Source organism: Streptomyces sp. CRN 30 (assembly GCF_034105845.1).
In genome coordinates this window covers 24,580-46,913 of the sequence record NZ_JAVRHI010000210.1, presented here as the reverse complement: position 1 = coordinate 46,913, position 22,334 = coordinate 24,580, and the positions used below count along the sequence as shown (strand labels likewise).

Annotated in this window: 22 protein-coding genes; 10 read left to right on the top strand and 12 right to left on the bottom strand. The window is 71.5% G+C overall.

Translation table 11 applies throughout. The features are described 5' to 3' along the window. A partial coding sequence (locus UW392_RS22585) for a glycine--tRNA ligase (protein WP_320776898.1) occupies positions 1-656 on the bottom strand: 656 nt, incomplete at its 3' end. A 159-nt stretch (positions 657-815) separates the two neighbouring features. Between UW392_RS22585 and UW392_RS22580 the strand changes: the two genes are divergently transcribed. The 4 genes from UW392_RS22580 to UW392_RS22565 all read left to right on the top strand — a co-directional run bounded on the left by UW392_RS22580 (position 816) and on the right by UW392_RS22565 (position 3,965). Beyond that, complete coding sequence (locus UW392_RS22580) at positions 816-1,793, top strand: zinc ABC transporter substrate-binding protein (protein ID WP_320776897.1); 978 nt, start codon at positions 816-818, stop codon at positions 1,791-1,793. A 16-nt stretch (positions 1,794-1,809) separates the two neighbouring features. Then, positions 1,810-2,580: a metal ABC transporter ATP-binding protein gene (locus UW392_RS22575; protein ID WP_320776896.1), complete on the top strand. Its 771-nt coding sequence runs from the start codon at positions 1,810-1,812 to the stop codon at positions 2,578-2,580. Next, the gene (locus UW392_RS22570; RefSeq protein WP_320776895.1) at positions 2,580-3,473 is read left to right on the top strand and encodes a metal ABC transporter permease; all 894 of its coding nucleotides are present in this window, start codon (positions 2,580-2,582) and stop codon (positions 3,471-3,473) included. The genes UW392_RS22575 and UW392_RS22570 overlap by 1 nt, the downstream gene beginning before the upstream one ends. Positions 3,474-3,554: 81 nt before the next feature. Further along, on the top strand, positions 3,555-3,965 hold the full coding sequence (locus UW392_RS22565; protein ID WP_320776894.1) for a Fur family transcriptional regulator: 411 nt from the start codon (positions 3,555-3,557) through the stop codon (positions 3,963-3,965). Between the two features lie 103 nt (positions 3,966-4,068). On the opposite strand, the gene UW392_RS22560 is transcribed toward UW392_RS22565, so the two are convergent. Genes UW392_RS22560 through UW392_RS22550 form a run of 3 tightly spaced genes read right to left on the bottom strand, consistent with a single transcriptional unit; the run spans position 4,069 to position 5,888 of the window. Further along, complete coding sequence (locus UW392_RS22560) at positions 4,069-4,893, bottom strand: isoprenyl transferase (protein ID WP_320776893.1); 825 nt, start codon at positions 4,891-4,893, stop codon at positions 4,069-4,071. Between the two features lie 11 nt (positions 4,894-4,904). Further along, positions 4,905-5,651: a DNA repair protein RecO gene (gene recO, locus UW392_RS22555; RefSeq protein ID WP_320776892.1), complete on the bottom strand. Its 747-nt coding sequence runs from the start codon at positions 5,649-5,651 to the stop codon at positions 4,905-4,907. Between the two features lie 21 nt (positions 5,652-5,672). Then, complete coding sequence (locus tag UW392_RS22550) at positions 5,673-5,888, bottom strand: hypothetical protein (protein WP_320776891.1); 216 nt, start codon at positions 5,886-5,888, stop codon at positions 5,673-5,675. A 289-nt stretch (positions 5,889-6,177) separates the two neighbouring features. Here UW392_RS22550 and UW392_RS22545 point away from each other — a divergent pair, with 289 nt between their 5' ends. Continuing rightward, entirely contained in the window at positions 6,178-7,692 is a 1,515-nt protein-coding gene (locus UW392_RS22545) for an alpha/beta hydrolase (RefSeq protein WP_320776890.1), read from the top strand. 9 nt (positions 7,693-7,701) lie between these two features. On the opposite strand, the gene UW392_RS22540 is transcribed toward UW392_RS22545, so the two are convergent. The 6 genes from UW392_RS22540 to UW392_RS22515 form a co-directional block, all read right to left on the bottom strand. Then, positions 7,702-8,844, bottom strand: a complete 1,143-nt coding sequence (locus UW392_RS22540; protein ID WP_320776889.1) for a hypothetical protein — start codon at positions 8,842-8,844, stop codon at positions 7,702-7,704. A gap of 95 nt (positions 8,845-8,939) precedes the next feature. Then, the gene (locus UW392_RS22535; RefSeq protein WP_320776888.1) at positions 8,940-9,944 is read right to left on the bottom strand and encodes an SCO2521 family protein; all 1,005 of its coding nucleotides are present in this window, start codon (positions 9,942-9,944) and stop codon (positions 8,940-8,942) included. Between the two features lies 1 nt (position 9,945). Continuing rightward, positions 9,946-10,911 carry an SCO2522 family protein gene (locus UW392_RS22530; protein ID WP_320776887.1) on the bottom strand — a complete coding sequence of 322 codons (966 nt, stop codon included), beginning with the start codon at positions 10,909-10,911 and terminating at the stop codon, positions 9,946-9,948. After that, positions 10,908-11,825, bottom strand: coding sequence for an SCO2523 family variant P-loop protein (locus UW392_RS22525; protein WP_320776886.1), 918 nt, complete (start codon positions 11,823-11,825; stop codon positions 10,908-10,910). Before UW392_RS22525 ends, UW392_RS22530 begins: the two co-directional genes overlap by 4 nt. Positions 11,826-11,828: 3 nt before the next feature. Then, entirely contained in the window at positions 11,829-13,673 is a 1,845-nt protein-coding gene (locus tag UW392_RS22520; RefSeq protein WP_320776885.1) for an SCO2524 family protein, read from the bottom strand. Positions 13,674-13,728: 55 nt separating this feature from the next. Then, positions 13,729-14,478 carry an SCO2525 family SAM-dependent methyltransferase gene (locus UW392_RS22515; protein ID WP_320776884.1) on the bottom strand — a complete coding sequence of 250 codons (750 nt, stop codon included), beginning with the start codon at positions 14,476-14,478 and terminating at the stop codon, positions 13,729-13,731. 331 nt (positions 14,479-14,809) lie between these two features. Between UW392_RS22515 and UW392_RS22510 the strand changes: the two genes are divergently transcribed. Beyond that, complete coding sequence (locus tag UW392_RS22510) at positions 14,810-15,433, top strand: N-acetyltransferase (RefSeq protein WP_320776883.1); 624 nt, start codon at positions 14,810-14,812, stop codon at positions 15,431-15,433. Here UW392_RS22510 and UW392_RS22505 read toward each other — a convergent pair. Continuing rightward, the gene (locus tag UW392_RS22505; RefSeq protein WP_320776882.1) at positions 15,396-16,091 is read right to left on the bottom strand and encodes a TerB family tellurite resistance protein; all 696 of its coding nucleotides are present in this window, start codon (positions 16,089-16,091) and stop codon (positions 15,396-15,398) included. The genes UW392_RS22510 and UW392_RS22505 overlap by 38 nt on opposite strands. 185 nt (positions 16,092-16,276) lie before the next feature. After that, positions 16,277-17,998, bottom strand: a complete 1,722-nt coding sequence (gene leuA, locus UW392_RS22500; RefSeq protein WP_320776881.1) for a 2-isopropylmalate synthase — start codon at positions 17,996-17,998, stop codon at positions 16,277-16,279. A gap of 333 nt (positions 17,999-18,331) precedes the next feature. On the opposite strand from leuA, the gene UW392_RS22495 reads away from it, so the two are divergent. From UW392_RS22495 to UW392_RS22480, 4 genes are read left to right on the top strand one after another with little or no spacing between them, the layout of a single operon-like run. Beyond that, positions 18,332-19,402, top strand: a complete 1,071-nt coding sequence (locus tag UW392_RS22495) for a M4 family metallopeptidase (RefSeq protein ID WP_320776880.1) — start codon at positions 18,332-18,334, stop codon at positions 19,400-19,402. A gap of 36 nt (positions 19,403-19,438) precedes the next feature. Continuing rightward, positions 19,439-19,705, top strand: a complete 267-nt coding sequence (locus UW392_RS22490) for a protealysin inhibitor emfourin (protein ID WP_320776879.1) — start codon at positions 19,439-19,441, stop codon at positions 19,703-19,705. A 57-nt stretch (positions 19,706-19,762) separates the two neighbouring features. Beyond that, positions 19,763-21,067 (top strand): GH1 family beta-glucosidase, encoded by a 1,305-nt coding sequence (locus UW392_RS22485; protein ID WP_320776878.1) that lies wholly within the window; start codon positions 19,763-19,765, stop codon positions 21,065-21,067. Beyond that, positions 21,064-22,329, top strand: a complete 1,266-nt coding sequence (locus tag UW392_RS22480) for an MFS transporter (RefSeq protein WP_414496590.1) — start codon at positions 21,064-21,066, stop codon at positions 22,327-22,329. The genes UW392_RS22485 and UW392_RS22480 overlap by 4 nt, the downstream gene beginning before the upstream one ends. The last annotated feature ends 5 nt before the right edge of the window (positions 22,330-22,334 follow it).

The following is a 22,334-nucleotide window of genomic DNA, read 5'->3' as shown; positions in this document are numbered from 1 at the left end:
TTGACGAAGAACTCCATCTCCATCTGCTCGAACTCGCGGGTGCGGAAGATGAAGTTGCCGGGCGTGATCTCGTTGCGGAAGGACTTGCCCATCTGGGCGATGCCGAACGGCGGCTTGCGGCGCGAAGTGGTCTGCACCTGGCCGAAGTTGGTGAAGATGCCCTGCGCGGTCTCGGGCCGCAGGTAGGCGACGGAGCCGCTGTCCTGGGTCGGGCCGAGGTGGGTGGAGAGCAGGCCCGAGAACTGCTTGGGCTCGGTGAAGGTGCCCTTGTTGCCGCAGTTGGGGCAGTTGAGGTCGGCGAGGCCGTTCTCCGGGGCGCGGCCCTTCTTCTCCTCGTACGCCTCCTCCAGGTGGTCCGCGCGGAACCGCTTGTGGCAGGAGGTGCACTCGGTCAGCGGGTCCGTGAAGGTGGCGACGTGGCCGGAGGCGACCCAGACCTCGGGGGCGAGGATCACGGACGAGTCGATACCGACGACGTCCTCGCGCGACGTCACCATGTAGCGCCACCACTGGCGCTTGAGGTTCTCCTTGAGCTCGACACCGAGCGGGCCGTAGTCCCAGGCGGCACGCTGACCGCCGTAGATCTCACTACAGGGGAAAACGAAGCCACGGCGCTTGCTCAGGCTGACGATGGTGTCGATCTTGTCGGCGGCCACGGTGCTCTCTTCATTACGACGACGGGCGACGAAGCGAGATGCTTCCAGCGAATGCTTCAGGTTACCGGCGGGGCCTGCCCCTCGACCAAATCGGGGGTTCCCCGGGTCACATGAGGGCGTTGTTGACAACGGTTTCCAGAATCGTTGAAAATGAGTGTCATGAACGTACGACGACGCCATATATCCGGAATAGCCGTCGCGGCAGCCGCCGCCCTCGGCCTCACCACTCTCTCCGCCTGCTCCAGCGACAGCGCGGAGGCGGACAGCGGGAGCGGTGACGGCAAGCTGGACGTCGTCGCGTCGTTCTATCCCATGCAGTACCTCGCCGAGCAGATCGGCGGAGACCGGGTGAAGGTCACCTCCCTCACCGAGCCCGGCCAGGAACCCCACGACCTGGAGCTGAGCACCAGGCAGACCGCCGAGATGGGCGAGGCGGACGCGGTGCTCTACCTGAAGTCCCTGCAGCCCGCCGTCGACGAGGCCGTCGCCCAGTCCGACGTGAAGACGAAGATCGACGCGGCGACGCTGACGAAGCTGGAGGACCACGGCGACGTCGAGCACGACCACGGGGACGAGGAGCACGCGGAAGAGGAGGAGCACTCCGAGGGGGAGAGCGGCCTCGACCCGCACGTCTGGCTCGACCCGGTGAAGTACGCCGAGATCGCCGACGGTGTCGCGAAGGCGCTGGAGAAGGCCGACCCGGACCACGCCGAGACGTACAAGGCCAACGCCGAGAAGCTCGCCGTCCGCCTCGACGGGCTGAACACCGCCTACGAGAACGGCCTCAAGGACGTCGAGACCAAGGTCTTCTTCACCAACCACGCCGCCTTCGGCTACCTCGCCGAGCGCTACGGCCTCACCCAGGAGGCCATCAACGGCCTCGACCCGGAGAGCGAGCCCAGCCCCGCCCGGATCAAGGAGCTGCAGACCGAGGCCAAGGCCGACGGCGTGACCACCGTGTTCTACGAGACACTGGTGTCGGACAAGACCGCGAAGACACTCGCCAAGGACGCGGGGCTGAAGACCGACGTCCTCGACCCGCTCGAAGGCATCACCGACAAGTCCAAGGGCGAGGACTACGTCGAGGTCATGCAGTCCAACCTCGAAGCGCTGAAGTCCGCCCTCGGCGCCAAGTGACCCCCTGGAGGAATCCGTGAGCGACGAGCCCGTCATATCCCTGCGCGGCGTCCGCGCCGAACTGGGCTCACGCCTCGTCCTGCGCGGCATCGACCTCGCCGTCCACCGCGGCGAGGTCGTCGCGCTGCTCGGCGCGAACGGCTCCGGCAAGTCCACCGCCGTGCGCACCGTCATCGGCCAGGTGCCGGTGGCGGCCGGGGACGTCGAGCTGTTCGGCACCCCGCGGCGCCGCTTCCGCGACTGGGCGCGCGTCGGCTACGTACCGCAGCGCACCACCGCCGCGGGCGGCGTCCCCGCCACGGTGACCGAGGTCGTCTCCTCGGGCCGGCTCTCCCGGGCCCGCTTCGGCGTGCTCCGCAAGGCCGACCACGCGGCCGTACGGGCCGCCCTGGAGCTGGTCGGCATGGCGGACCGGGCCAAGGACTCGGTCAACGCCCTCTCCGGCGGCCAGCACCAGCGGGTCCTGATCGCCCGCGCGCTCGCCGCCGAACCCGAGCTGCTGATCATGGACGAGCCGATGGCCGGCGTCGACCTGGCCAGCCAGGAAGTCCTCGCCGAGACGCTGAAACAGCAGGTCGCGGCCGGTACGACGGTCCTGCTCGTCCTGCACGAACTGGGCCCCCTGGAACCCCTGATCGACCGGGCGGTCGTCCTGCGCGACGGCTGCGTCCTGCACGACGGCCCGCCCCCGAAGGCCGTCGGCCAGCATGCTCTGCCCGGCCACGACCATGTACACCCGCACGCACCGGCGGGCGCCGAACCGATCCGCACGGGACTGCTGAGCTGATGGACATCCTGAACTACGCCTTCATGCAGCGGGCGCTGCTCGCGGCCGTCCTGGTCGGCATCACCGCCCCCGCGATCGGCATCTACCTGGTCCAGCGCCGCCAGGCCCTGATGGGCGACGGCATCGGCCACGTCGCGATGACCGGCGTCGGCCTCGGCTTCCTGCTCTCCTGGTCCCCGGTGTGGATGGCGACGCTGGTCTCCGTGCTGGGCGCCGTCCTGATGGAGCTGATCCGCTGGTACGGCCGCACCCGCGGCGACATCGCCCTCGCGATGCTCTTCTACGGCGGCATGGCCGGCGGTGTGATGTTCATCAACCTCGCGCCCGGCGGCTCCAACGCCAACCTCACCTCGTACCTCTTCGGTTCGCTGTCGACGGTGAGCGAGTCGGACGTCACCGCGATCTGCTGCCTCGCCGCGTTCGTGGTCCTCGTCACCCTGGGACTGCGCCGACAGCTCTTCGCGGTCAGCCAGGACGAGGAGTTCGCGCGGGTCACCGGGCTGCCGGTGCGCGCGCTCAACCTGCTGACCGCCGTCACCGCCGCCGTGACCGTGACCGTCGCCATGCGCGTCGTCGGCCTGCTGCTGGTCTCCGCGCTGATGGTGGTCCCGGTGGCCGCCGCGCAGGCGCTCAGCCGCAGCTTCGCCGCGACCTTCGCCATCGCCGTCGCGATCGGCGTCGCGGTCACCCTCGGCGGCACGGTCACCTCGTACTACCAGGACGTGCCGCCCGGCGCGACGATCGTGCTGCTGACCATCGCCGCGTTCATCGTGCTGACCGCGCTCTCCACGCCGCTGGCCCGGCGACGCGCGCGGGCGGCGGCAGCGGCCGCCCCCGTCGAGGGATGCTCCGTTCCCGCCGGGCGGGCGGCCGGTGACGAGGTCGGGGTATGACCGGTGTGTGATCGACGTCTGACCGACCGCTGTCCGGACTGGCACAATGGGCCGGGCAGCGCAGACGTGAGGAGGCAACCGGTGACCACCGCTGGACCGCCCGTGAAGGGCCGCGCCACCCGGCAGCGGGCCGCCGTGTCGGCGGCCCTCGAAGAGGTGGAGGAGTTCCGCAGCGCACAGGAGCTCCACGACATGCTCAAGCACAAGGGCGACTCGGTCGGGCTCACCACGGTCTACCGCACGCTGCAGTCCCTCGCCGACGCGGGCGAGGTCGATGTCCTGCGCACCGCCGACGGCGAGTCCGTCTACCGCCGGTGCAGCAGTGGTGACCACCATCACCATCTCGTGTGCCGGTCGTGCGGCAAGGCCGTCGAGGTGGAGGGGCCGGCGGTGGAGAAGTGGGCGGAGGCGATCGCCGCCGAGCACGGCTACGTCAACGTCGCCCACACGGTGGAGATCTTCGGCACGTGTGCCGACTGCGCGGCGCGCTGAGCGAAGCTCGTCCGCGGGCGGGTGGTCGGCTGGTCGCGCAGTTCCCCGCGCCCCTTCTGGGGGCGCGGGGAACTGCGCACTCCACCCACCTGCCCGCAGCCGGTTACTCCTCCTCCGCCGGAGGCACCTCGTTGGGGATCGCACCCCCGAACCGACGGTCGCGGGACGCGAACTCAAGGCACGCGCGCCACAGATCACGCCGGTCGAAGTCCGGCCACAGCACGTCCTGGAAGACCAGCTCCGCGTACGCGGACTGCCACAGCAGGAAGTTGGACGTGCGCTGCTCGCCGCTGGGCCGCAGAAACAGGTCCACGTCCGGCATGTCCGGGTAGTACAGGTGCTTCGCGATCGTCTTCTCGGTGACCTTGGCAGGGTCCAGCCGGCCCGCCCGGACCGCCTCGGCGATGGACCGCGCGGCGTCGGCGATCTCGGCCTGGCCGCCGTAGTTCATGCAGAAGTACAGGGTGAGCCGGTCGTTGCCCTTGGTCTGCTCCTGGGCGACCTGGAGTTCCTTGGCCACCGACTTCCACAGCCGGGGCATCCGGCCCACCCAGCGGACCCGGACGCCGAGTTCGTCGAGGGTGTCGCGGGACTTGCGGATGAAGTCGCGGTTGAAGTTCATCAGGAAGCGCACCTCGTCCGGCGAGCGCTTCCAGTTCTCGGTGGAGAAGGCGTACAGCGAGATGTTCCGCACGCCCATCTCGATCGCGCCCTGGAGGACGTCCACGACCCGCTCGGCGCCGACCTTGTGGCCCTCGGTGCGCGGCAGTCCGCGCTCCTTGGCCCAGCGGCCGTTGCCGTCCATGACGATGGCCACGTGCTCGGGGACCAGCTCGCCGGGGACCTTCGGGGGCCGCGCGCCGGACGGATGCGGGTCGGGCGTCCGGTACTCCCGGCGCCTGCCTCCGAGGATTCCGCGTACGGCCATGTGTGGTTCTCCTACTTCTCGACGTACCGCAGGGAGCGCAGTCCCCGCTCCAGATGCCAGTGCAGGTAGGCGGAGACCAGTCCGCTGCCCTCCCGGACGTGCCGGGGCTCGGCCGCGTCCGCCGTGCCCCAGTCTCCCGCAAGCAGCGCGCCGAGCAGTTCCAGGGCCTGGGGCGAGGGTACGACGCTGCCGGGCACCCGGCAGTCCACGCAGACGGAGCCGCCCGATCCGACCGAGAAGAACCGGTTCGGCCCCGGCAGGCCGCACTTCGCGCAGTCACCGAAGGTCGGCGCGTAGCCGTTGACCGCGAGGGAGCGCAGCAGGAAGGCGTCGAGGACGAGGCCCGCGGTGTGCTCGCCGCGGGCGAGCGTGCGCAGGCCGCCGACGAGCAGCAGGTACTGCTGCACGGCCGGTTCGCCCTCGTGGTCGGTGAACCGCTCGGCGGTCTCCAGCATCGCCGTCCCCGCCGTGTACCGGGCGTAGTCGGTGACGATGCCCGCACCGTAGGGCGCGATGGTCTCGCTCTGCGTGCACAGCGGCAGGCCGCGGCCCACCAGCTCGCTGCCGCGCGCGAAGAACTGCACGTCGACGTGGGAGAACGGTTCGAGGCGCGCGCCGAACTTGCTCTTGGTGCGGCGCACGCCGCGCGCCACGGCGCGTACCCGTCCGTGACCGCGGGTGAGCAGAGTGATGATCCTGTCCGCCTCACCCAGCTTCTGGGTGCGCAGCACGATGCCGTCGTCGCGGAACAGACTCATGGCACCCATTGTCCCCCACGTTCAGGACACCTCTCCGCGGCTGCGGGCATTGGCGTACGCCGTCGCCACGCCGATGCGCTCCCTGGGTGTGGCCCGGCGCACGGCTCCGGGGTCGGCGTCCCACTCCCGGCCGCCGCCGTGCGGCCGCAGCTGCGTGTACGGGCCCTCGTGCCCCATGACGATCCCCACCTTGCCGTTCCGTGTGTCCACGACGTACGAACCCACCGGTTCCCTCACCGCGTCCTCCGCTCTCCCACCGTGCCTCCTCTGTTCTTCGGCCGTCCGTTCCGCGTCCCCAAGGTGACGTTTCGGCACCGGGCGGCCGGGGGGTCAGGGAGCGGCAAGTGCGCTGTCTTGGCGGGAAGTTCACGATCGGGGCCGGACAGCGGGGGCGTACGCCGTTCGAGCAAGTGATGCCCTGCCCCGCCTGTTTTCGAGCGTGAGCGCGAATACGGGGGCATACCCCCGTACGAACACGGCTGCTGGCCGGATTCGACGGCGGGTGCCGTTCCGCGAGGCTCTCCCCATGACTCGGATCACACGCACCTCTCGTGTCCGGCGGGCCGCCGCCCTCCTCGGTGTCTCCGCCGTCCTGCTCGGCGCGGCGGCGCCCGTGGGGGCCGCCGCCGTGAGCCGCGCCCCCTCCTCCGCCGCCGCCCCGCTCGACTGGGCGGACTGCCCGGCCGGGACCGGCGTCGACCCCCGGCAGCAGTGCGCGACGCTCGCGGTACCGCTGGACCACACCGACCCCGACGGCCCCACCGTCGACCTCGCGCTCTCCCGCATACCGAGCGAGCAGCCGTCCGCGCGGCGCGGCGTCCTGCTGCTCATCCCCGGTGGACCGGGCGGCTCAAGTCTGAACGACCCCTCGGGCAAGGGGCAGAGACTGCCGCAGGAGGTGCGGGACCGCTACGACCTGATCGGTTTCGCCCCGCGCGGCAACGCGCCGTCGACATCCGTGAGCTGCGGCCTGGACCGCGCCGACCTGGCCACGTCCGTCACCCGCCCCTGGCCCGCCCCCGACGGCTCCGTCGACGGCAACCTGGCCACCGCGCGGCGCCTCGCCGACGCCTGCGCCGAGAACGGCGGGGAGCTGGTGAAGCACCTCAGCACGGTCGCCGAGGCCCACGACATCGACCGTGTCCGGGCCGCGCTCGGCGAGCGGAAGATCTCCGCGTGGGGCGTGTCCTACGGCACGTACGTCGGCGCGGTCTACAACGAGCTGTACCCGCACCGCACCGACCGGATCGTGCTGGACAGCAACGACGACCCGGACCCGGTCCGGGTCCAGCGGAGCTGGCTCGCCATGTACGAGCGCGGGGTCGAGGACGTCTTCCCGGACTTCGCGGCGTGGGCGTCCGCGCCGGACAACCCGGACCGGGTGGCCGCCACCGCCGACGAGATCCGGCCGCTGTTCCTGCGGCTCGCCGCCCGCCTGGACCGCGAGCCGATCCCCTGGCCGGGCGCCAACCCGGAGGAGCTGACCGGCAACGTGCTGCGGCAGACGATGCTGGACAGCCTGTACGCGCCGGGCAAGTACCCGACGCTGGCGCGGCTGATCAACGCCGCGGTGAAGGGCACGGTGCCGCCCGCGCCCGCCGCGCCGCCCGAGGAGGTGCTGCAGAACGTCATGGCGGTCGGCATCGCGACGGTCTGCAACGACGCCGCCTGGCCCCGGACGGCCGACGCGTACCGCGCGGACGTCGCCGAGAGCCGGGCGACGTACCCGCTCACCGCCGGCATGCCGCGCAACGCGATGGTCTGCGCCGCCTGGCCCTACCCGCCGCGGCAGGCCCCCGTGCGCATCACCGACCGGGGACCCTCCAACGTGCTGCTCGTGCAGAACGAGCGGGACGTCGCCACCCCGCTCGCCGGCGCGCAGAAGCTCCGCGCGGCGCTCGGCCGGCGGGCCGTCATGATCACCCTGGACGCCACGGGCCACGACGCCTACCTGGCCAACGGCACCGCCTGGGGCGACGCGACCGTCTCCCGGTTCCTGGCCACCGGTGTCCGGCCGGCCGACGACACGTACTGCTGCTGAGCGGTCCGCTCAGCCCCGGTCGACCATCCAGGTGCCGTCCTCCTCGTCGTCGACCCGGACCTCCAGCTCCCGTACGTTCATGCCCGCCTCCCACAGCTCCCGGAACCGCTTCATCCGGTCCTGGACGTGGTCCTGGCGGGCATTGAGCCGGGTCCGGACGTTGACGCTGCGCAGGTCCTGCTCGATCTCGAAGGTGACCTCCTCGTCGTAGACGATGAAGTCGTCGGTGGTGCCGCGCTGGAGGTGCGGCGGCAGCTCGGGCAGGACGGCCACGCGGACCTCGATCCGCAGGACCTCCTGTTCGTCGCAGAGGCTCAGCAGCCGGTCGTCGAGTTCGCGGGCGCTCTGCAGCAGGAAGAGCCGGCTGACCGGGACGCCCCGCTCCTCGATGACCTCCTTCTGCGCCTGGAGGTAGCGGCTGGCGGGCTCGCTGGTCCAGAACTCGCGGTCCACGGAGGTGCTGATGGCGCAGATGGAGTGCTGGGCGGCGCGGGTGAGGGTGAGCATCCAGTCGTGGTTCTCGCCGGGGCACTCCGCGCTGAGGTTGGTCAGGTCCGACAGGTGGGCGACCACCCGTTTCATCTCCATGCGGACGAACGTGCCGAGGATCGCCGGGCCGGGCGCCAGCACCTCGGCGAAGCTTCTGGCGAGGTCGGGCACGCCCTCCCCGTCGGCCCGGTCGGGCAGGCGCACCCCGTCGTCCAGGTCGGCGCGGGGCAGGCGCTTGTCGACGAGCTGCCGTACGTCCTCGGTCCAGCGGGCCAGTTCGGTGCGGAGTTCGTCGTCGTAGCGGCGCAGGCCGTCCTGTACGGCCGTGGTGGTCTCGAACAGCGCGGTCCGGGTTCGGCGCTCCAGGTCCCGGGCGCGCCGGTCCAGGCCGAGGACGTGCTGGACGGCGACCGCCGCGGCGGCGCAGAGCAGCGCCGCCGAGAACTGCCGGGCGGTGCTGTCCTCCTGGCCGAGCAGTGCGGCGACGGCCCAGGCCAGGGCGCCGACGACGAGGCCGGCCGCCAGTCGGCGCAGCCACAGGTCCGCGCCGGGATGTTCGGTGCCCAGGGCCCGCACACGGGCGCTCCGGCCGGTCAGGGCCGGACTCCGCGGGCCGTGCGGTGCGGCCGGTTCCTGGGGTTGAGGTGACTCTGCCGTGCTCATCTCGCTTCTCCCCCCGTCGGGATGTGCTCGGATCGAGGTGCGGGGATGTGCGTGGGGGCGTCGGGGCGGGCCGGGTCGGGTTCGACGCGGAAGGTTCAGGGAGCGGGTTCCACCTCCCGGTAGAGCGAGGGGATCGCGTGCAGGGTGAGCTGGTCGCGGATGCGCTGCACCAGAGCCTGCCACTGCCGGGTGAATCCCGGGCGTTCTTCCAACGTCTCCCACAGCGGGGCCAGTTCCCGTGTCACCCGGGCCCGCGGCATCCACAGGTGGAGCAGGTGGTCCACGGCGGGGCGCAGCGCCATGACGACGGCGGGGCGGTCGTCGGCGCCGGGCCGCGGCCGGGCGGCGGGTCCGGGCGCTCCGAGGCGTACTCCGTCGAGCAGGTGGACCACGGTGGTCAGCAGCCAGTCGTGCAGGGCGAGGTCGTCGCAGAGTCCGGCGATGTCGGCGGCCGGTGTCCCGGCGGGCACCCGCAGGCGTACGGTGCGCAGCTCGCCCTCGGCGAGGGTGAACCGCTCGATCGACGGGCCCTCGCCGGGGGCCGCGGGCAGCGCCGCCCAGCGGACCCGGGTGGGCCGGGACCTGAGCGGCGGGCGCTGGTCGAGGAGGGGGTGGCGCAGCAGCCGGGTGAGCAGGGCGTCGGCGATGAGGCCGACGTCCAGGTCGCCGTGGTGTCCGCCGGTGAGGACGCCCTGGGCGACCGCCTCGGCGGACAGCTTGCCGAACGGTTCCACGACGCCGGGCCGGACCAGGTAGTGGCCCCAGGGGCGGCGCCGGTCGGGCCCGCCGGCCGGCAGGCGGAACCAGGCGGAGGTCTGCAGGACGCGGCCCTCGGTGAGCGCGGCGCGGGCGGCGACGGTGCCGACGGCGCGGATCCGGGCGCCGTTGGCGCTGGGCAGCGGGCAGTCGACGCCGGTGAGGGTCTCGGGGGAACGCGCGTAGAGACCGGGACGTTCGGAGACCAGGACGCGTTCGTCGGCGCGCAGGGCGAGGAACTGGGCGGCGGTGCGGATGTCGAGGGCCTGCCGGGTGGGGAGCAGACGGGTGCGGATCTCGCCGCAGGCGAGCACGGTCTCGGGTGCGCCGGCCGCGGCCACCATGTCAGGGTCCCGCGTAGAAGACGTAGGAGACGCGGTCGGCCACCGAGTCGGGGACGGCCGCCTGCTCCCGTGCGGAGCGCTCGGCGACCTGGCGCAGCGCGCCGTGGTCGACGTCGAGCTGGTCGAGGATGACGCGGACCGAGTGCTCGACGGGGAGGAAGCGGTTGGGGACGACCGAGGCGGTCCGGTAGGCGGCGAACGGGTCGGCCTTGGGGTTGAGCCGGATCAGGGACGGCAGTTCGTCCCAGTCGTCGGGGAAGCCGTCGTCGGTGTGCGGCTGGGCGGTGAAGACGGGTTCGCCCTCGTTGCGCAGGAGGCCGAGGCGGGCGAGCTGCCAGACGGCGGCGAGGAAGGGGCAGGACCACAGCCGCCGGCCGTCGGCGTCCTCGCTCCACAGCTCGACGTCGAGGAAGACGGAGTGGTTGCGGGCGGCGGTCTCCTTGGGCGGCTCCCAGGCGGCGGCCCGCTTCATCGCCTGCGGGGCGCGGGCGACGGGGCTGCGCTCGCCGTTGGCCAGCCAGCCGGTCTGGGCGGCGGGCGGGCGCAGCCCGTAGCTGCCGGGCGGCGGGGACTCCACGATGCGGGCGGCGACGGCGTCGGCGACGGGGACCTTGCCGGTGACGGCGCAGCCGGACTCGCGGGCCACGTAGTCGACGGCGAGTCCGGCCCGCTCGGCCTCGTCGCGGATCAGCGGGACGATCCGCGCGGGGCTGGAGAACCGGGCGAAGTAGTCGTCTATCAGGAAGCAGGTGCTGATCCGGGGGCGTCTGCCGCCGGTGGCCGCGGCGGCGACGGCGCGGGCGGCCTCGGCCCAGGGCCGGACCCGGGCGAAGTGCTCGCGCAGCCGCGCGGGGCCGGCTTCGAAGTCCTCCATGTAGACGTGGCCCAGCTCCAGCGAGAGGTGGGACAGCGGCACCGCCTGGGTCCGGGGATCGGCGGTGGTCTCGCGGAACACGGGCTCCGTCACGGCAGCCCCCAGTACGAGTCGTCGGTCAGCCGCCGGGCGATCTCCTCCAGCGCCTCCAGTGTCTCCTTGTTCGCTATCTGCGTGGCGAGGACGTCCTCCTCGGTGATGAGCTGCTCCCGCCACTGCAGGATGGGCTCCAGGGGGACGATGCCGAGGACGACGCTGTCGCCGATGGCGTGTTCGGCGGCGAGCCTGCGCAGCGCCTCGTCGCAGGACTGCATCCAGGCGGCCTGCGCGGGCGACCCCTGCGACCAGACGGCCGACTCCGGGTCGGGTACGGCGGCCCGGACGAAGCGGATCGCGGCCCTCAGGGCGTTCTCGTCGTGGCCGCGTTCGACGCCGCCCCGGATGATGCCGTGCTCGCGGTGGACGAGGCCGGAGGCGGCGATGACGTGCTGCCGGGTCCAGCGGTGGAAGACGAGCCAGCGGAAGGGGACGTTGCGCATCCGGGGGTGGGCGGTGGCCGCGAGCGCCATGTCGACGGCGTAGCTGCGGCCGGCGCTGAGGTCGACCACGATGACGTCGAACTCGCCGTTGAGCCGCAGCAGCAGGTCGACGCAGCGTTCCAGGGCGTCCTCGTCGGTGGCGAACTCACCGCCGCCGATGTCGCCGGGGAAGAGGACGAGGCGGCCGGACTGGTTGGGCCAGGCGTGCAGTTGCGGGTGCTCGGTCTGCCGCCACACGTCGATCATGACGGGTTCCGGGGTGCCGCCCTCCAGGTAGGAGTGGAGTCCCCGCTCCTTGGTGCCGCGGACGGCGCTGGGCACGTCGAAGACCGCGGCGGCCGTCGGGGAGCCGAAGTCGAAGTCGACGTAGGCCACGTGGTCGCCGTTGAGAGCGCGCTGGTAGGCCAGGTTGGCGCTGGTCACCGAGCGGCCGGTGCCTCCCTTGTCGGAGGCGGCGAAGACGAGCACGGATCACGCCTCCTTCACGCCGGCGTCCCGGGCCTGGGCCAGGGTGTCGAGTTCCTGAAGCACCGGCAGGGTCAGCGAGAAGGCTGTGGCGGGCTGCTTGTCGACCAGGGCGCGGGCCCGGTCGAGGCGGTTCTCGATGGAGCGCATGGCGCGGCCCCGGTTGCCGCCGACGTCGCTGGCCGCCTCCAGCTGCTCCTTGCCGAAGAGGTGGTTGGCCTCGCTGAGCAGTTCCCGGGCGAGCTGGGCCAGTTCGACGCTGGGGATGGGCTGCTGCTCGTAGAGGTTGCGGGCGGCGACCAGGCATTCGGTGACGCGCTCGGTGACGGACCAGGACAGGCGCCGGTCGGTGTCGTGCGCGTTGGGGTAGACGGACCGCACGTCGTCCCAGAGGTCGAGGCCCTCGCCGGAGCGGATACGCCGGTGCCAGAGGTGTTCGAAGGTCTGCTCGGCCAGGCGCAGCAGGCGGCCCTGGGAGTTGATGTTCTGGGAGAGCACGGCGAGCTGGATGATGCGCTTGAGCAGTTGGGCGGAGTAGTCGGTCATCCGCCACAGCAGGGGACCGCCGGAGCGCTCGGAGCCGGCGAGGGGCATGGTGACGCCCGGGTGGTGCAGCCGGATCGTCGGGTCGTCCTTGGTCATGCGGCTGTTGATGCGGCCGCGGTCGGCGAGGCGTTCCATGACGGCGACGGTGCGGGTGAGGTCGTCGTCGGTGGCGTTCCGGCGGACCAGGTCGTGGACGAGGATGGCCGCGACGGTGAGGGAGAAGTACTCGGACTCCAGCCGCAGTCCGGTGGTCTGCCAGGGCAGGTCCTCCAGGGGCCAGCGGTCGGCGCCGAAGCGGGCGACGGCCGACCAGTACTGCTGGCTCAGTTCCCAGCGCAGCCGGAGGGCCTCGGCCAGTTTCTGCTGGTCCTCGTCGAGCAGGCCGAGGGTGAGGGTGCGGTTGGAGAAGAGGTCCTGGATGCCGTCGAGGGCGACGACGGTGAAGTACACGTAGGGCAGCCGGTCGGCGATGCCGTCGGGCTGGCCGGGGACCTGGATGTCGAGGTCGGTGACGCGCGGGGCGTCGCGGACCACGCCCCAGGCCCAGCCGCACTCGAAGAGCTGGGTCTCGTCGCGGATGGACTCGTCGACCTGGATGCCGCGGGTGAGGCTCTCGATGATGGTGGCGCGCAGCGGCCGGAGCCGGCGGGCGAACTGCTGGAGCACGACCCGGTCGGACTGTCTGTTCTGCCCGATGACCTGGATGAGGCGGCGGCCCTGCTCGGACTCGGCGTCGAAGACGTTGACCGTGAAGGAGCGCAGCAGGCTGATCATCGCGGCGGTGAGCCGGGTCTTGGTCACCTCCCTCAGCTCGGCGACGGAGGCGCGCACGTCGGGCCGGGTGGTGGTGGTCTCGTACACCTTGAGGAAGCCGAGGGTGGCCAGGCACAGGGTGACGGACATGGAGAAGGAGTCCACCACTCCCAACTGGGACTGCTGGTGGGTGAGTTCGGCCTCGGGGTCGGCGGTCCTGAAGTAGTAGCCGCCGGCGAAGGTGGGGCTTTCGTCCGGTCCGGTGTGCGTGCGCATGTACTGGGTCAGGGCGGTGATGAGGTTGGACGGGATCTCCAGTCGGCCGCCGGCGTCCTCCAGGACGCGCAGGACCTCCCGGTCGGTCGTGTCCGGCTGGTCCAGGCGGAAGGCGGGGACCTCCGTGGCCGGGTAGAGCAGACACAGCAGCCGCTCCGCGTCCGCGACGCTGCTCAGCCCTCTGGAGTCCCCCGCGAGATATTTCCCGTTGTCGAACGAGTAGCGGGCCACCGCCCGCCAGACGTCCAGCAGATGCTGACGTGGCTTGATCTGCATCCCCGCACCCCTCGCACAGATCTCTCTGCCTTATACGCAGTAATCGTCCCCGCCGTCAGGGAAGGGCAACCGCGGAATTGCGTCGTCCGAGTACGAGCAGCATTCCCTCGTGCCCCTTCCGCACCACCTGGTGAAGATCGTGGATTTCCAGGTCGTCGGTGTACGCGGCGAGGCTCTCCCTGGCCCGCTCCTCGTTCACCCGGTACGCCGGGAAGTGCTGATCTCCCACCTGGTAGCCGACCGATTCTTTCATGAAGGCGGCGGCGAAGGGGGCACCTTTCGACAAGGTGTTCATGAAACACCGGACGCCGCGCCGGAACTCGTCGGGGCACTCGGACATCGAGTCGGCCACGAAGAACATGGTGCCCAGGTCGTAGCGCTGGGGTCCGTCGAGGTCGAAGAGGTTGCCGCGCTCGACGCGGACGATCTCGGAGACCCGGCCGGCCGGTTTGACGTCACGGTAGGCCGGATCTTCCAGGAGGACGTCCCAGAATGCGTTCCATGTCGCGTCGAGGCCGCCGTCGACGGTCTGCCGTTCCAGATATTCGACATTCGGCTGGGCGTATTCGAGCAGAACGATCTTTTCGCACCACGGGAGCATGGCCAGCGCCGGGTACATGTTCGCGCCGGCGCCGACGTCGATACCCTGCACGGACTGCGGGGCGGAGTCTCTGAAACAACGGCTGAAGTGATCCCGCATCGCCCGAAGGATCAGGAGATCGACGTCGAGCGGTGTCCTGTAATTGACGTCGACGTAAGCCTCCGGATCGAACTTCGACCAAGGCGCGTCGGCGTTGCGATCCATAATCACCCTGCCGCTTTCCGTTCGTCATCGACAAAAGAGTGTGCCGTGCGTGTGATCGCCGGGACGGCTGTCGACGGAAACAGCACATCGTCATTCCGCACGATAGGCCACGAAATACGGTGCGGCCAGCACGAAATACGCCAGTCCCCTTCCAGCGGGCGCACGTCGGGCGCACCGTCGCACACGCCAACTCTCCCTTGCACGACGGGAGTTGGCAGCACACTCTAGCCAGAAGCCGCCACCGTCCGCCACACGGAACCACGTTCCCGCAAGGGGTAACCACGTCATCGTCAAGTTGACTTTTGCCCATATGATCCGACTGGGGGAAGTAATGACCGCAGAATCGCTGGAACGTTTCCTCAATGATCCCGAACAGCTCGTGACCCCCTTGCGCATACCGGACCCGCGGGCCGTCGCGGACCCGGAACCGCTGGTCCTGCGGGCGGCTCGGGAGGCCGACCTGCCCGAGCTGCGGCGACTGGACGAGGAGGTCTTCCAGGAGGTCGCCTACCCGGGGTTCCTGCTGCGCCAGCTGTGGGACATGTACGCCGAGCACTTCCTGGTCCTGGACGACGGCCGGGGCCGCCTGCGCGGCTACGTACTGGCCGGCACCACGGCGCTGGACCGGGAGAGCTGGATCCTCGGGCTGTGCGTGGCCGAGGACCGGCGGCGGCACGGCCTCGGCCGGGAACTGATGGAGGAGGTGCTGGCGCGGCTGCGGCGCTGCGGGACCGAGCGGGTGCGGCTCACCGTGGAGCCCGCGAACCGGGCGGCGATCCTGCTCTACCGCTCCCTGGGCTTCGTCCCCGAGCCGCCGGACGGCGGCCTGCGGCGGGACTACTTCGGCCCCGGGATGGACCGCGAGGTGATGTTCCTGGACATCGGCCCGCTGGACCGGGAAGCGGGGTACGCGTCCCTCAGGACGGCGTCCGCGCCGCCGCCAGCAGTCGGGTGACGTCGTCGGAGCAGATCGTCAGGGCGGCGCCCACCGTGGCGAGGGTGTCCCGCTCGGCGGGTGTGTAGGGGCCGTCGGCGAGCGCGATCCGGGCGCCCTGGAGGAGGATCGACTCGCGGCCCGCGGCGGCGAGGTGCGGGGCCAGCGGGTCCAGCGCCTCGTGCAGCTCTATGGCCAGCCCGGGTCCGCAGGGCTCCCCGTGGACCCGCCCGGTGTCCTCGGCGACCGCCCGCGCCAGCGTGTCCAGCCGCTCCTCGGTGCACTCCTCGAAGCCGGCGGCGCGCACCGCGAGGGCCGCCGCCTCCAGGGACGTGCGGGAGCGGGTGCCGCCCGCGGTCAGCACGGCGAGGGCGACGGTCTGCACGGCGTCGCGGAGCATCGCGGAGAAGCGGGTGGTGGTCGGGTGGTCCAGGACGTCGGTGCCGAAGTGCCGGCGGCAGGCGGCGCACTCGACGACCGGTCCGGTCTCGCCGCGCGGCAGCACGGGCACGCGGAACAGGGTGAGGCGCCTGCGGCCGGTGAGGCGCTGGTAGTTGCGGTCGCCCCCGCAGCCGGGGCAGTAGAACTCGCCGTCGCCGACGGCCGTCCACGCGGTGCGGGTCCCCAGGATGCGCGGCGGCCGGGCAGCCCTGCCGTTCCGTCCCCGTCCAGGCAGCACGTCGCACCTCCGTAACCGCACGGCAACATCGCCGTGCTGGCGTGATGTTAGCCACATCGCCGACGTGGAGTCAGTACCCCGTACGAGACCTCTCCGTGACCTGCACGGGTTTATGGCCGATACACGACGGCGCCCCGCCCGCCCCCTATGAGGCGGACGGGGCTTCGAACCACTGGTCCGGCCGGTCAGCGAGCCGCTCGGTTGACGGCGGAGACGACGGCCTTCAGCGAGGCACGTGTCGTGTTCGCGTCGATTCCGATCCCCCACAGCACCTGGCCGTCGATGGCGCACTCGATGTACGAGGCGGCCTGCGCGGAGGCGCCCTCGCTCATCGTGTGCTCCTGGTAGTCCAGCAGCCGTACGTCGATGCCGACGGCCGCCAGCGCGTCGAAGAAGGCCGAGATCGGACCGTTGCCCGAGCCGGTCAGGACGGTGTCCGCGCCGTCGACCGTGGCCTCGACGGTGAGCGTGTCGACGCCGTCCCGGTCGGTGGTGGTCTGGCCGGTCCTGACCTGGATGCGGCCCCAGGGGTTCTCGGGGTTGGGCAGGTACTCGTCCTGGAAGACCGCCCAGATCGCCTTCGGCGTGATCTCGCCGCCCTCGGCGTCCGTCTTCGCCTGGATGAGCTTCGAGAACTCGATCTGCATCCGGCGCGGCAGGTCCAGCTTGTGGTCGTTCTTCAGGACGTAGGCGATGCCGCCCTTGCCGGACTGCGAGTTGACGCGGATGACGGCCTCGTAGGAGCGGCCGACGTCCTTGGGGTCGATCGGCAGGTACGGGACGGCCCACTCGATGTCGTCGACGGTGACGCCCTTGGCCTTCGCGTCGGCCTCCATGGCGTCGAAGCCCTTCTTGATGGCGTCCTGGTGGGAGCCGGAGAAGGACGTGTAGACCAGGTCGCCCACGTACGGGTGGCGCGGGTGGACCTCCATCTGGTTGCAGTACTCCCACGTACGGCGGATCTCGTCGATGTCGGAGAAGTCGATCTGCGGGTCGACGCCCTGCGAGAACAGGTTCATGCCGAGAGTGACCAGGTCGACGTTGCCGGTGCGCTCGCCCTGGCCGAACAGGCAGCCCTCGACGCGGTCGGCGCCGGCCATCACGGCCAGTTCGGCCGCCGCCACGGCCGTACCGCGGTCGTTGTGCGGGTGGACGGAGAGCACGACGTGCTCGCGGCGGGACAGGTTGCGGTGCATCCACTCGAAGCGGTCGGCGTGGGTGGAGGGCGTCGAGCGCTCGACCGTGGCGGGCAGGTTGAGGATGATCTCGCGGCCGGGGCCGGGCTGGTAGACGTCCATCACCGCCTCGCAGACCTCCAGCGCGAAGTCCAGCTCGGTGTCGGTGAAGATCTCCGGGCTGTACTGGTAGCCGAAGACGGTCTCCGGGCCCAGCAGCTTCTCCGCGTACTCCATCACCAGCCGGGTGCCGTCGACGGCGATCTGCTTGATGTCGTCCCTGGAGCCGCGGAAGACGACCCGGCGGAAGACCGGCGCGGTGGCGTTGTACAGGTGGACGGTGGCGCGCCGGGCACCCCGCAGCGACTCCACCGTGCGCTCGATCAGGTCCTCGCGGGCCTGGGTCAGTACGGAGATGGTGACGTCGTCCGGGATGGCGTCCGGGTCCTCGATGATGGAGCGGACGAAGTCGTAGTCGGTCTGGCCCGAGGCCGGGAAGCCGACCTCGATCTCCTTGTAGCCCATCTTGACCAGCAGATCGAACATCGCGCGCTTGCGGGCGGGCGACATGGGGTCGATCAGGGCCTGGTTGCCGTCACGCAGGTCGGTGGAGAGCCAGCGGGGGGCGGCGGTGATCCGCCGGTTCGGCCAGGTGCGGTCGGCGATGTCGACCTGCTCGTAGCCGCGGTACTTGCTGACGGGCATGGAACTGGGCTGCTGGCGATTGGCCATGGTGGCGTGGGCTCCTCGTTTTTTCCGCGGTGTCCGCGAGTCCGGAAGGACGGCCGACGCAACACGAAGCTCCGCGGGGAGGGAGTCGGCCTCGACTACAGGCCCTCGCCGCGGCAGCTAAGGAGAAGCAGCCCGAAACGCATGGTGCTGTGCAGCCTAGCCCAGCCGTGCCGGATACGCGGGTCCGTATCAGTATGCGGGACCCGTGAGGAAACAGGGACGAAAAGTGCCGTATACCACTTCGGAAGCCGCATTCACTCACCGGCGCCTCAGTTTTACCAATAACGGTTGCAGGTAGTGACAGTAGCGCTACGCAGTGCAAGGGTTTCGGGCATGAACACCAACGGGGGCTTCCAGCCCGTCTTCTGCACCATCGTCCCGCCGCACCTGCTCGACAGGCTCGCCCGTGCGGAGAACTCCACGGTCGCCGACCGGGCCCGCCGCACCCTCAGGCGCGACGCCGCCGAGCGCACCCAGCGCCGCCTGACCACGGTGGTCGGCGCCCGCGCCGTGGCCGCGCCCGCGGCCGCCGAGGCCGGGAAGCCGCACCGCACGATCTACGACCTCCAGCACGGCACCGACCTGCCCGGCACCAAGGTCCGCGGCGAGGGCGACGAGCCCGGCAAGGACGCCACCGTCAACCGCGCCTACGCGGGCCTCGGCGCCACCTTCGAGATGCTCCTCACGGCGTACGGGCGGGACTCGATCGACGGCAGCGGACTGCCGCTGGACGCGTCCGTGCACTACGACCGCGACTACGGCAACGCCTTCTGGAACGGCGAGCAGATGGTGTTCGGCGACGGCGACGGCGAGATCTTCCTCGACTTCACCGTCGCCATCGACGTCATCGGCCACGAACTCGTCCACGGCGTCACCCAGTACACGGCGAACCTGGAGTACTTCGGCCAGAGCGGCGCCCTCAACGAGTCGGTCTCGGACGTCTTCGGCTCCCTCATCAAGCAGTACTCGAAGGACCAGACCGCCGAGCAGGCCGACTGGCTGATCGGCGAGGGCCTGCTCGGACCGGACGTCACCGGCACGGCGCTGCGCTCGATGAAGGCCCCGGGCACGGCCTACGACGACGACGTCCTCGGCAAGGACCCGCAGCCCGCGACCATGGACGACTACGTCCACACCGGGCAGGACAACGGCGGCGTGCACATCAACTCCGGCATCCCCAACCACGCGTTCTACCTCTTCGCCACGGCACTCGGCGGCAAGGCGTGGGAGCGCGCCGGACAGGTCTGGTACGACACGCTGACCGGCGGTGAGCTGACACAGACCGCGGAGTTCGAGGAGTTCGCCGGGCTGACCCTGGCCGCCGCCCGCGCCCGCTACGGCAACGGTGAGGAACTGGACGCGGTGAGCAAGGCATGGGAACAGGTCGGCGTGCCCGCGCAGTAGTTCCGTACGGGACGCGGAGGTACTAGACACGGACCCATGCGGATTCAGGTGAGGCGCACAGGAGGCTTCGCGGGCATCGAACGCCACGCGGAGGTGGACACGGCGGGCCGCGCGGACGCGCACGAGTGGCACGCGCTGGCCCAGCAGGCGGTCGAGACCGCTCGGGCCACGCCGCCCGTCGGGGTACCGGACGGTTTCAGCTACCAGATCACCGTGGACGACCGGACGGTGTACGCCGCCGATCCCCGGCTGACCGAGGAACAGCGGCGGCTGATCTCCCGGGTACTGAAGGAGGGCCGGTAACTTCCGTGTGCGGTACGGCCGTTGACTTCCCCCGAGGGGGGTGCGGATGATCCGCGCATGACGACCGACCCGATGCCCAGGTTCCCGGCCGGCTTCCTGTGGGGAGTGTCGACCTCGGCCCACCAGATCGAGGGGGCGGCCGAGAAGCGCGAGCGGTCCGTGTGGGACGCGTTCACGGACCGGCCGGGACGGGTGGCCGACGGCTCGACGGCGGCGGTCGCCTGCGACCACTACCACCGCTACCGCGAGGACGTCGCCCTCCTGGCCGGTCTCGGCGTGGACGCCTACCGCTTCTCGGTCTCCTGGCCCCGGGTGAACTCCCCCGGCGGCCTCGACTTCTACGACCGGCTGGTGGACGAGGTGTGCACGGCGGGCGTGCGGCCGGTGCCGACGCTCTTCCACTGGGACCTGCCCGTCACCCTGGACTGGCGGATACGGGACACGGCGTTCCGGTTCGCCGAGTACGCGGCCCGGGTCGCCGACCGGCTCGGGGACCGCGTACCGTCCTGGATCACACTCAACGAGCCCGCCGAGCACACCCTGCTGGGCCATGCCCTGGGGGTGCACGCGCCCGGCGAGGAGCTGCTCTTCGACGCCCTGCCGGTGGCCCACCACCAGTTGCTGGCGCACGGCCTGGCGGTACGGGCGCTGCGCGCGGCGGGCGCCCGGGACATCGGCATCGCCAACTCCCACACCCCCGTGCGGGCCGCCTCCGACGCCCCGGCCGACCGGGAGGCGGCCGACTTCTACGACCTCCTCCTCAACCGGCTCTTCGCCGACCCGCTGCTCACCGGGCGGTACCCGCGGGGCGTGGCGGAGCTGATGCCGGGGGACGTGGCGGCCGATCTGGCGGTCATAGCGGAGCCGCTGGACTTCTACGGGGTCAACTACTACGCGCCGACCTCGGTGGGCGCCCCGACGGACGCCCCGAGCGACGCCGGCGGGGTGCCGGTCCCGGCCGGGCTGCCCTTCTCCGTACGGCAGATCGAGGGGTACCCGGTGACGGACTTCGGATGGCCGGTCGTCCCCGGGGGGCTGGCGGAGGTGGTCACCGGGCTGCGGGACAGCTACGGCGACCGGCTGCCGCCGGTGCTGATCACCGAGAACGGCTGCTCGTACCCCGGCCTGGACGACCAGGACCGCATCGCGTTCCTCGACGCCCATCTGCGGGCCCTGCACGGGGCGGTGGCGGGGGGCGTGGACGTCCGCGGCTACTTCGTGTGGTCGCTGCTGGACAACTTCGAGTGGGCGGCGGGGTACGCCCGCCGGTTCGGGCTGGTGCACGTCGACTTCGCCACGCTGACACGTACGCCGAAAGCCTCCTACCACTGGTTCCGGGAGCTGCTGAAGGCACAGCGGTGACCACGACCCGCGGCCCGGACGCGACACCGGACGCGGGCGGACCGGGCGGCCGGGCCGGACGGGGCTGGGTCACGGCGCTGGCACTGGCGAACGCGGCGGTCTGGGTGGGGTGGTTCGGTCCGCTGCAGATCCTGCTCGCCGACCAGGCGGAGGAGTTCGCGCCGGGCACCGGGATGTCGAAGGAGACGCTGCTCGCCTGGGTGACGGGGGCGGGCGCGGCGGTGTCGCTGCTCGCCAACCCGTTCTTCGGGGCGCTCTCCGACCGGACGGCGGGGCGGTGGGGACCGCGCAGGCCGTGGGTCGCGGCGGGCGCGGCGGGCGGCGCGCTGTCGCTGCTGCTGCTCGCGGGGGCGGGCGGCGCGGCCGTCCTGGCGGCCGGCTGGTGCCTGGCGCAGCTGACGCTGAACGCGGCGTTCGCGGCGGTGACGGCGGCGGTCCCGGACCGGGTGCCGCGCGCGCAGCGGGGCGCGGTGGGCGGCTGGCTGGGGGTGGCCCAGATCCTGGGCGTGGTCGGCGGTACCGGCCTGGCGACGGCGGCGGGCGGGACGGGGGCGGGATACGCGGCCTGTGCGGTGTTCGTCGTGGTGGGGGTCCTGCCGTACGTCCTCGGCCGGTCGGAGCCGGGGGCGGCGCCCGTGCGGCCGCGATCCCCGTCGTCGTGGCGGGACTTCCTGCGGGGCTTCTGGCTGAGCCCGCGCCGGTACCCCGATCTGGGCTGGGCCTGGCTGACCCGGTGCCTGATCAACCTCAGCAACGCCCTGGTGCTGCTCTACCTGCTCTACTACCTGCGGGACCGGCTGGAGATCGACGACCCCGAGCGGGGCGTGCTGGTCCTGACGGCCGTGAACGCGGTGACGCTGCTGGCCACGGTGGTCGTCGGGGGCGCGTGGTCGGACCGGGCGGGCCGCCGCCGGCCTTTCGTGACCGGGGCGGGGCTGCTGATCGCCGGGGCGACGGCGCTGCTCGCCGGGTGGCAGACCTGGCCCGCCGCGGTCGTCGCCGCCGCGCTGCTCGGCGTCGGTTTCGGGGTGTTCACCTCCGTCGACTTCGCGCTGATGACGGAGGTGCTGCCGAGCGCCGCGGACCGCGGCAAGGACCTCGGCCTGGTCAATGTGGCCAACGCCCTGCCGCAGGTGGCGGCCCCCGCCCTCGCCGCGCCCCTCGTCACCCACCTCGGCGGGTACCGGGTGCTGTACGCGGTGGCGGCGGTGATCGCGCTGGCGGGGGCGGCGCTGGTGGGGCGCATCCGCTCGGTGGCGTGAGACGG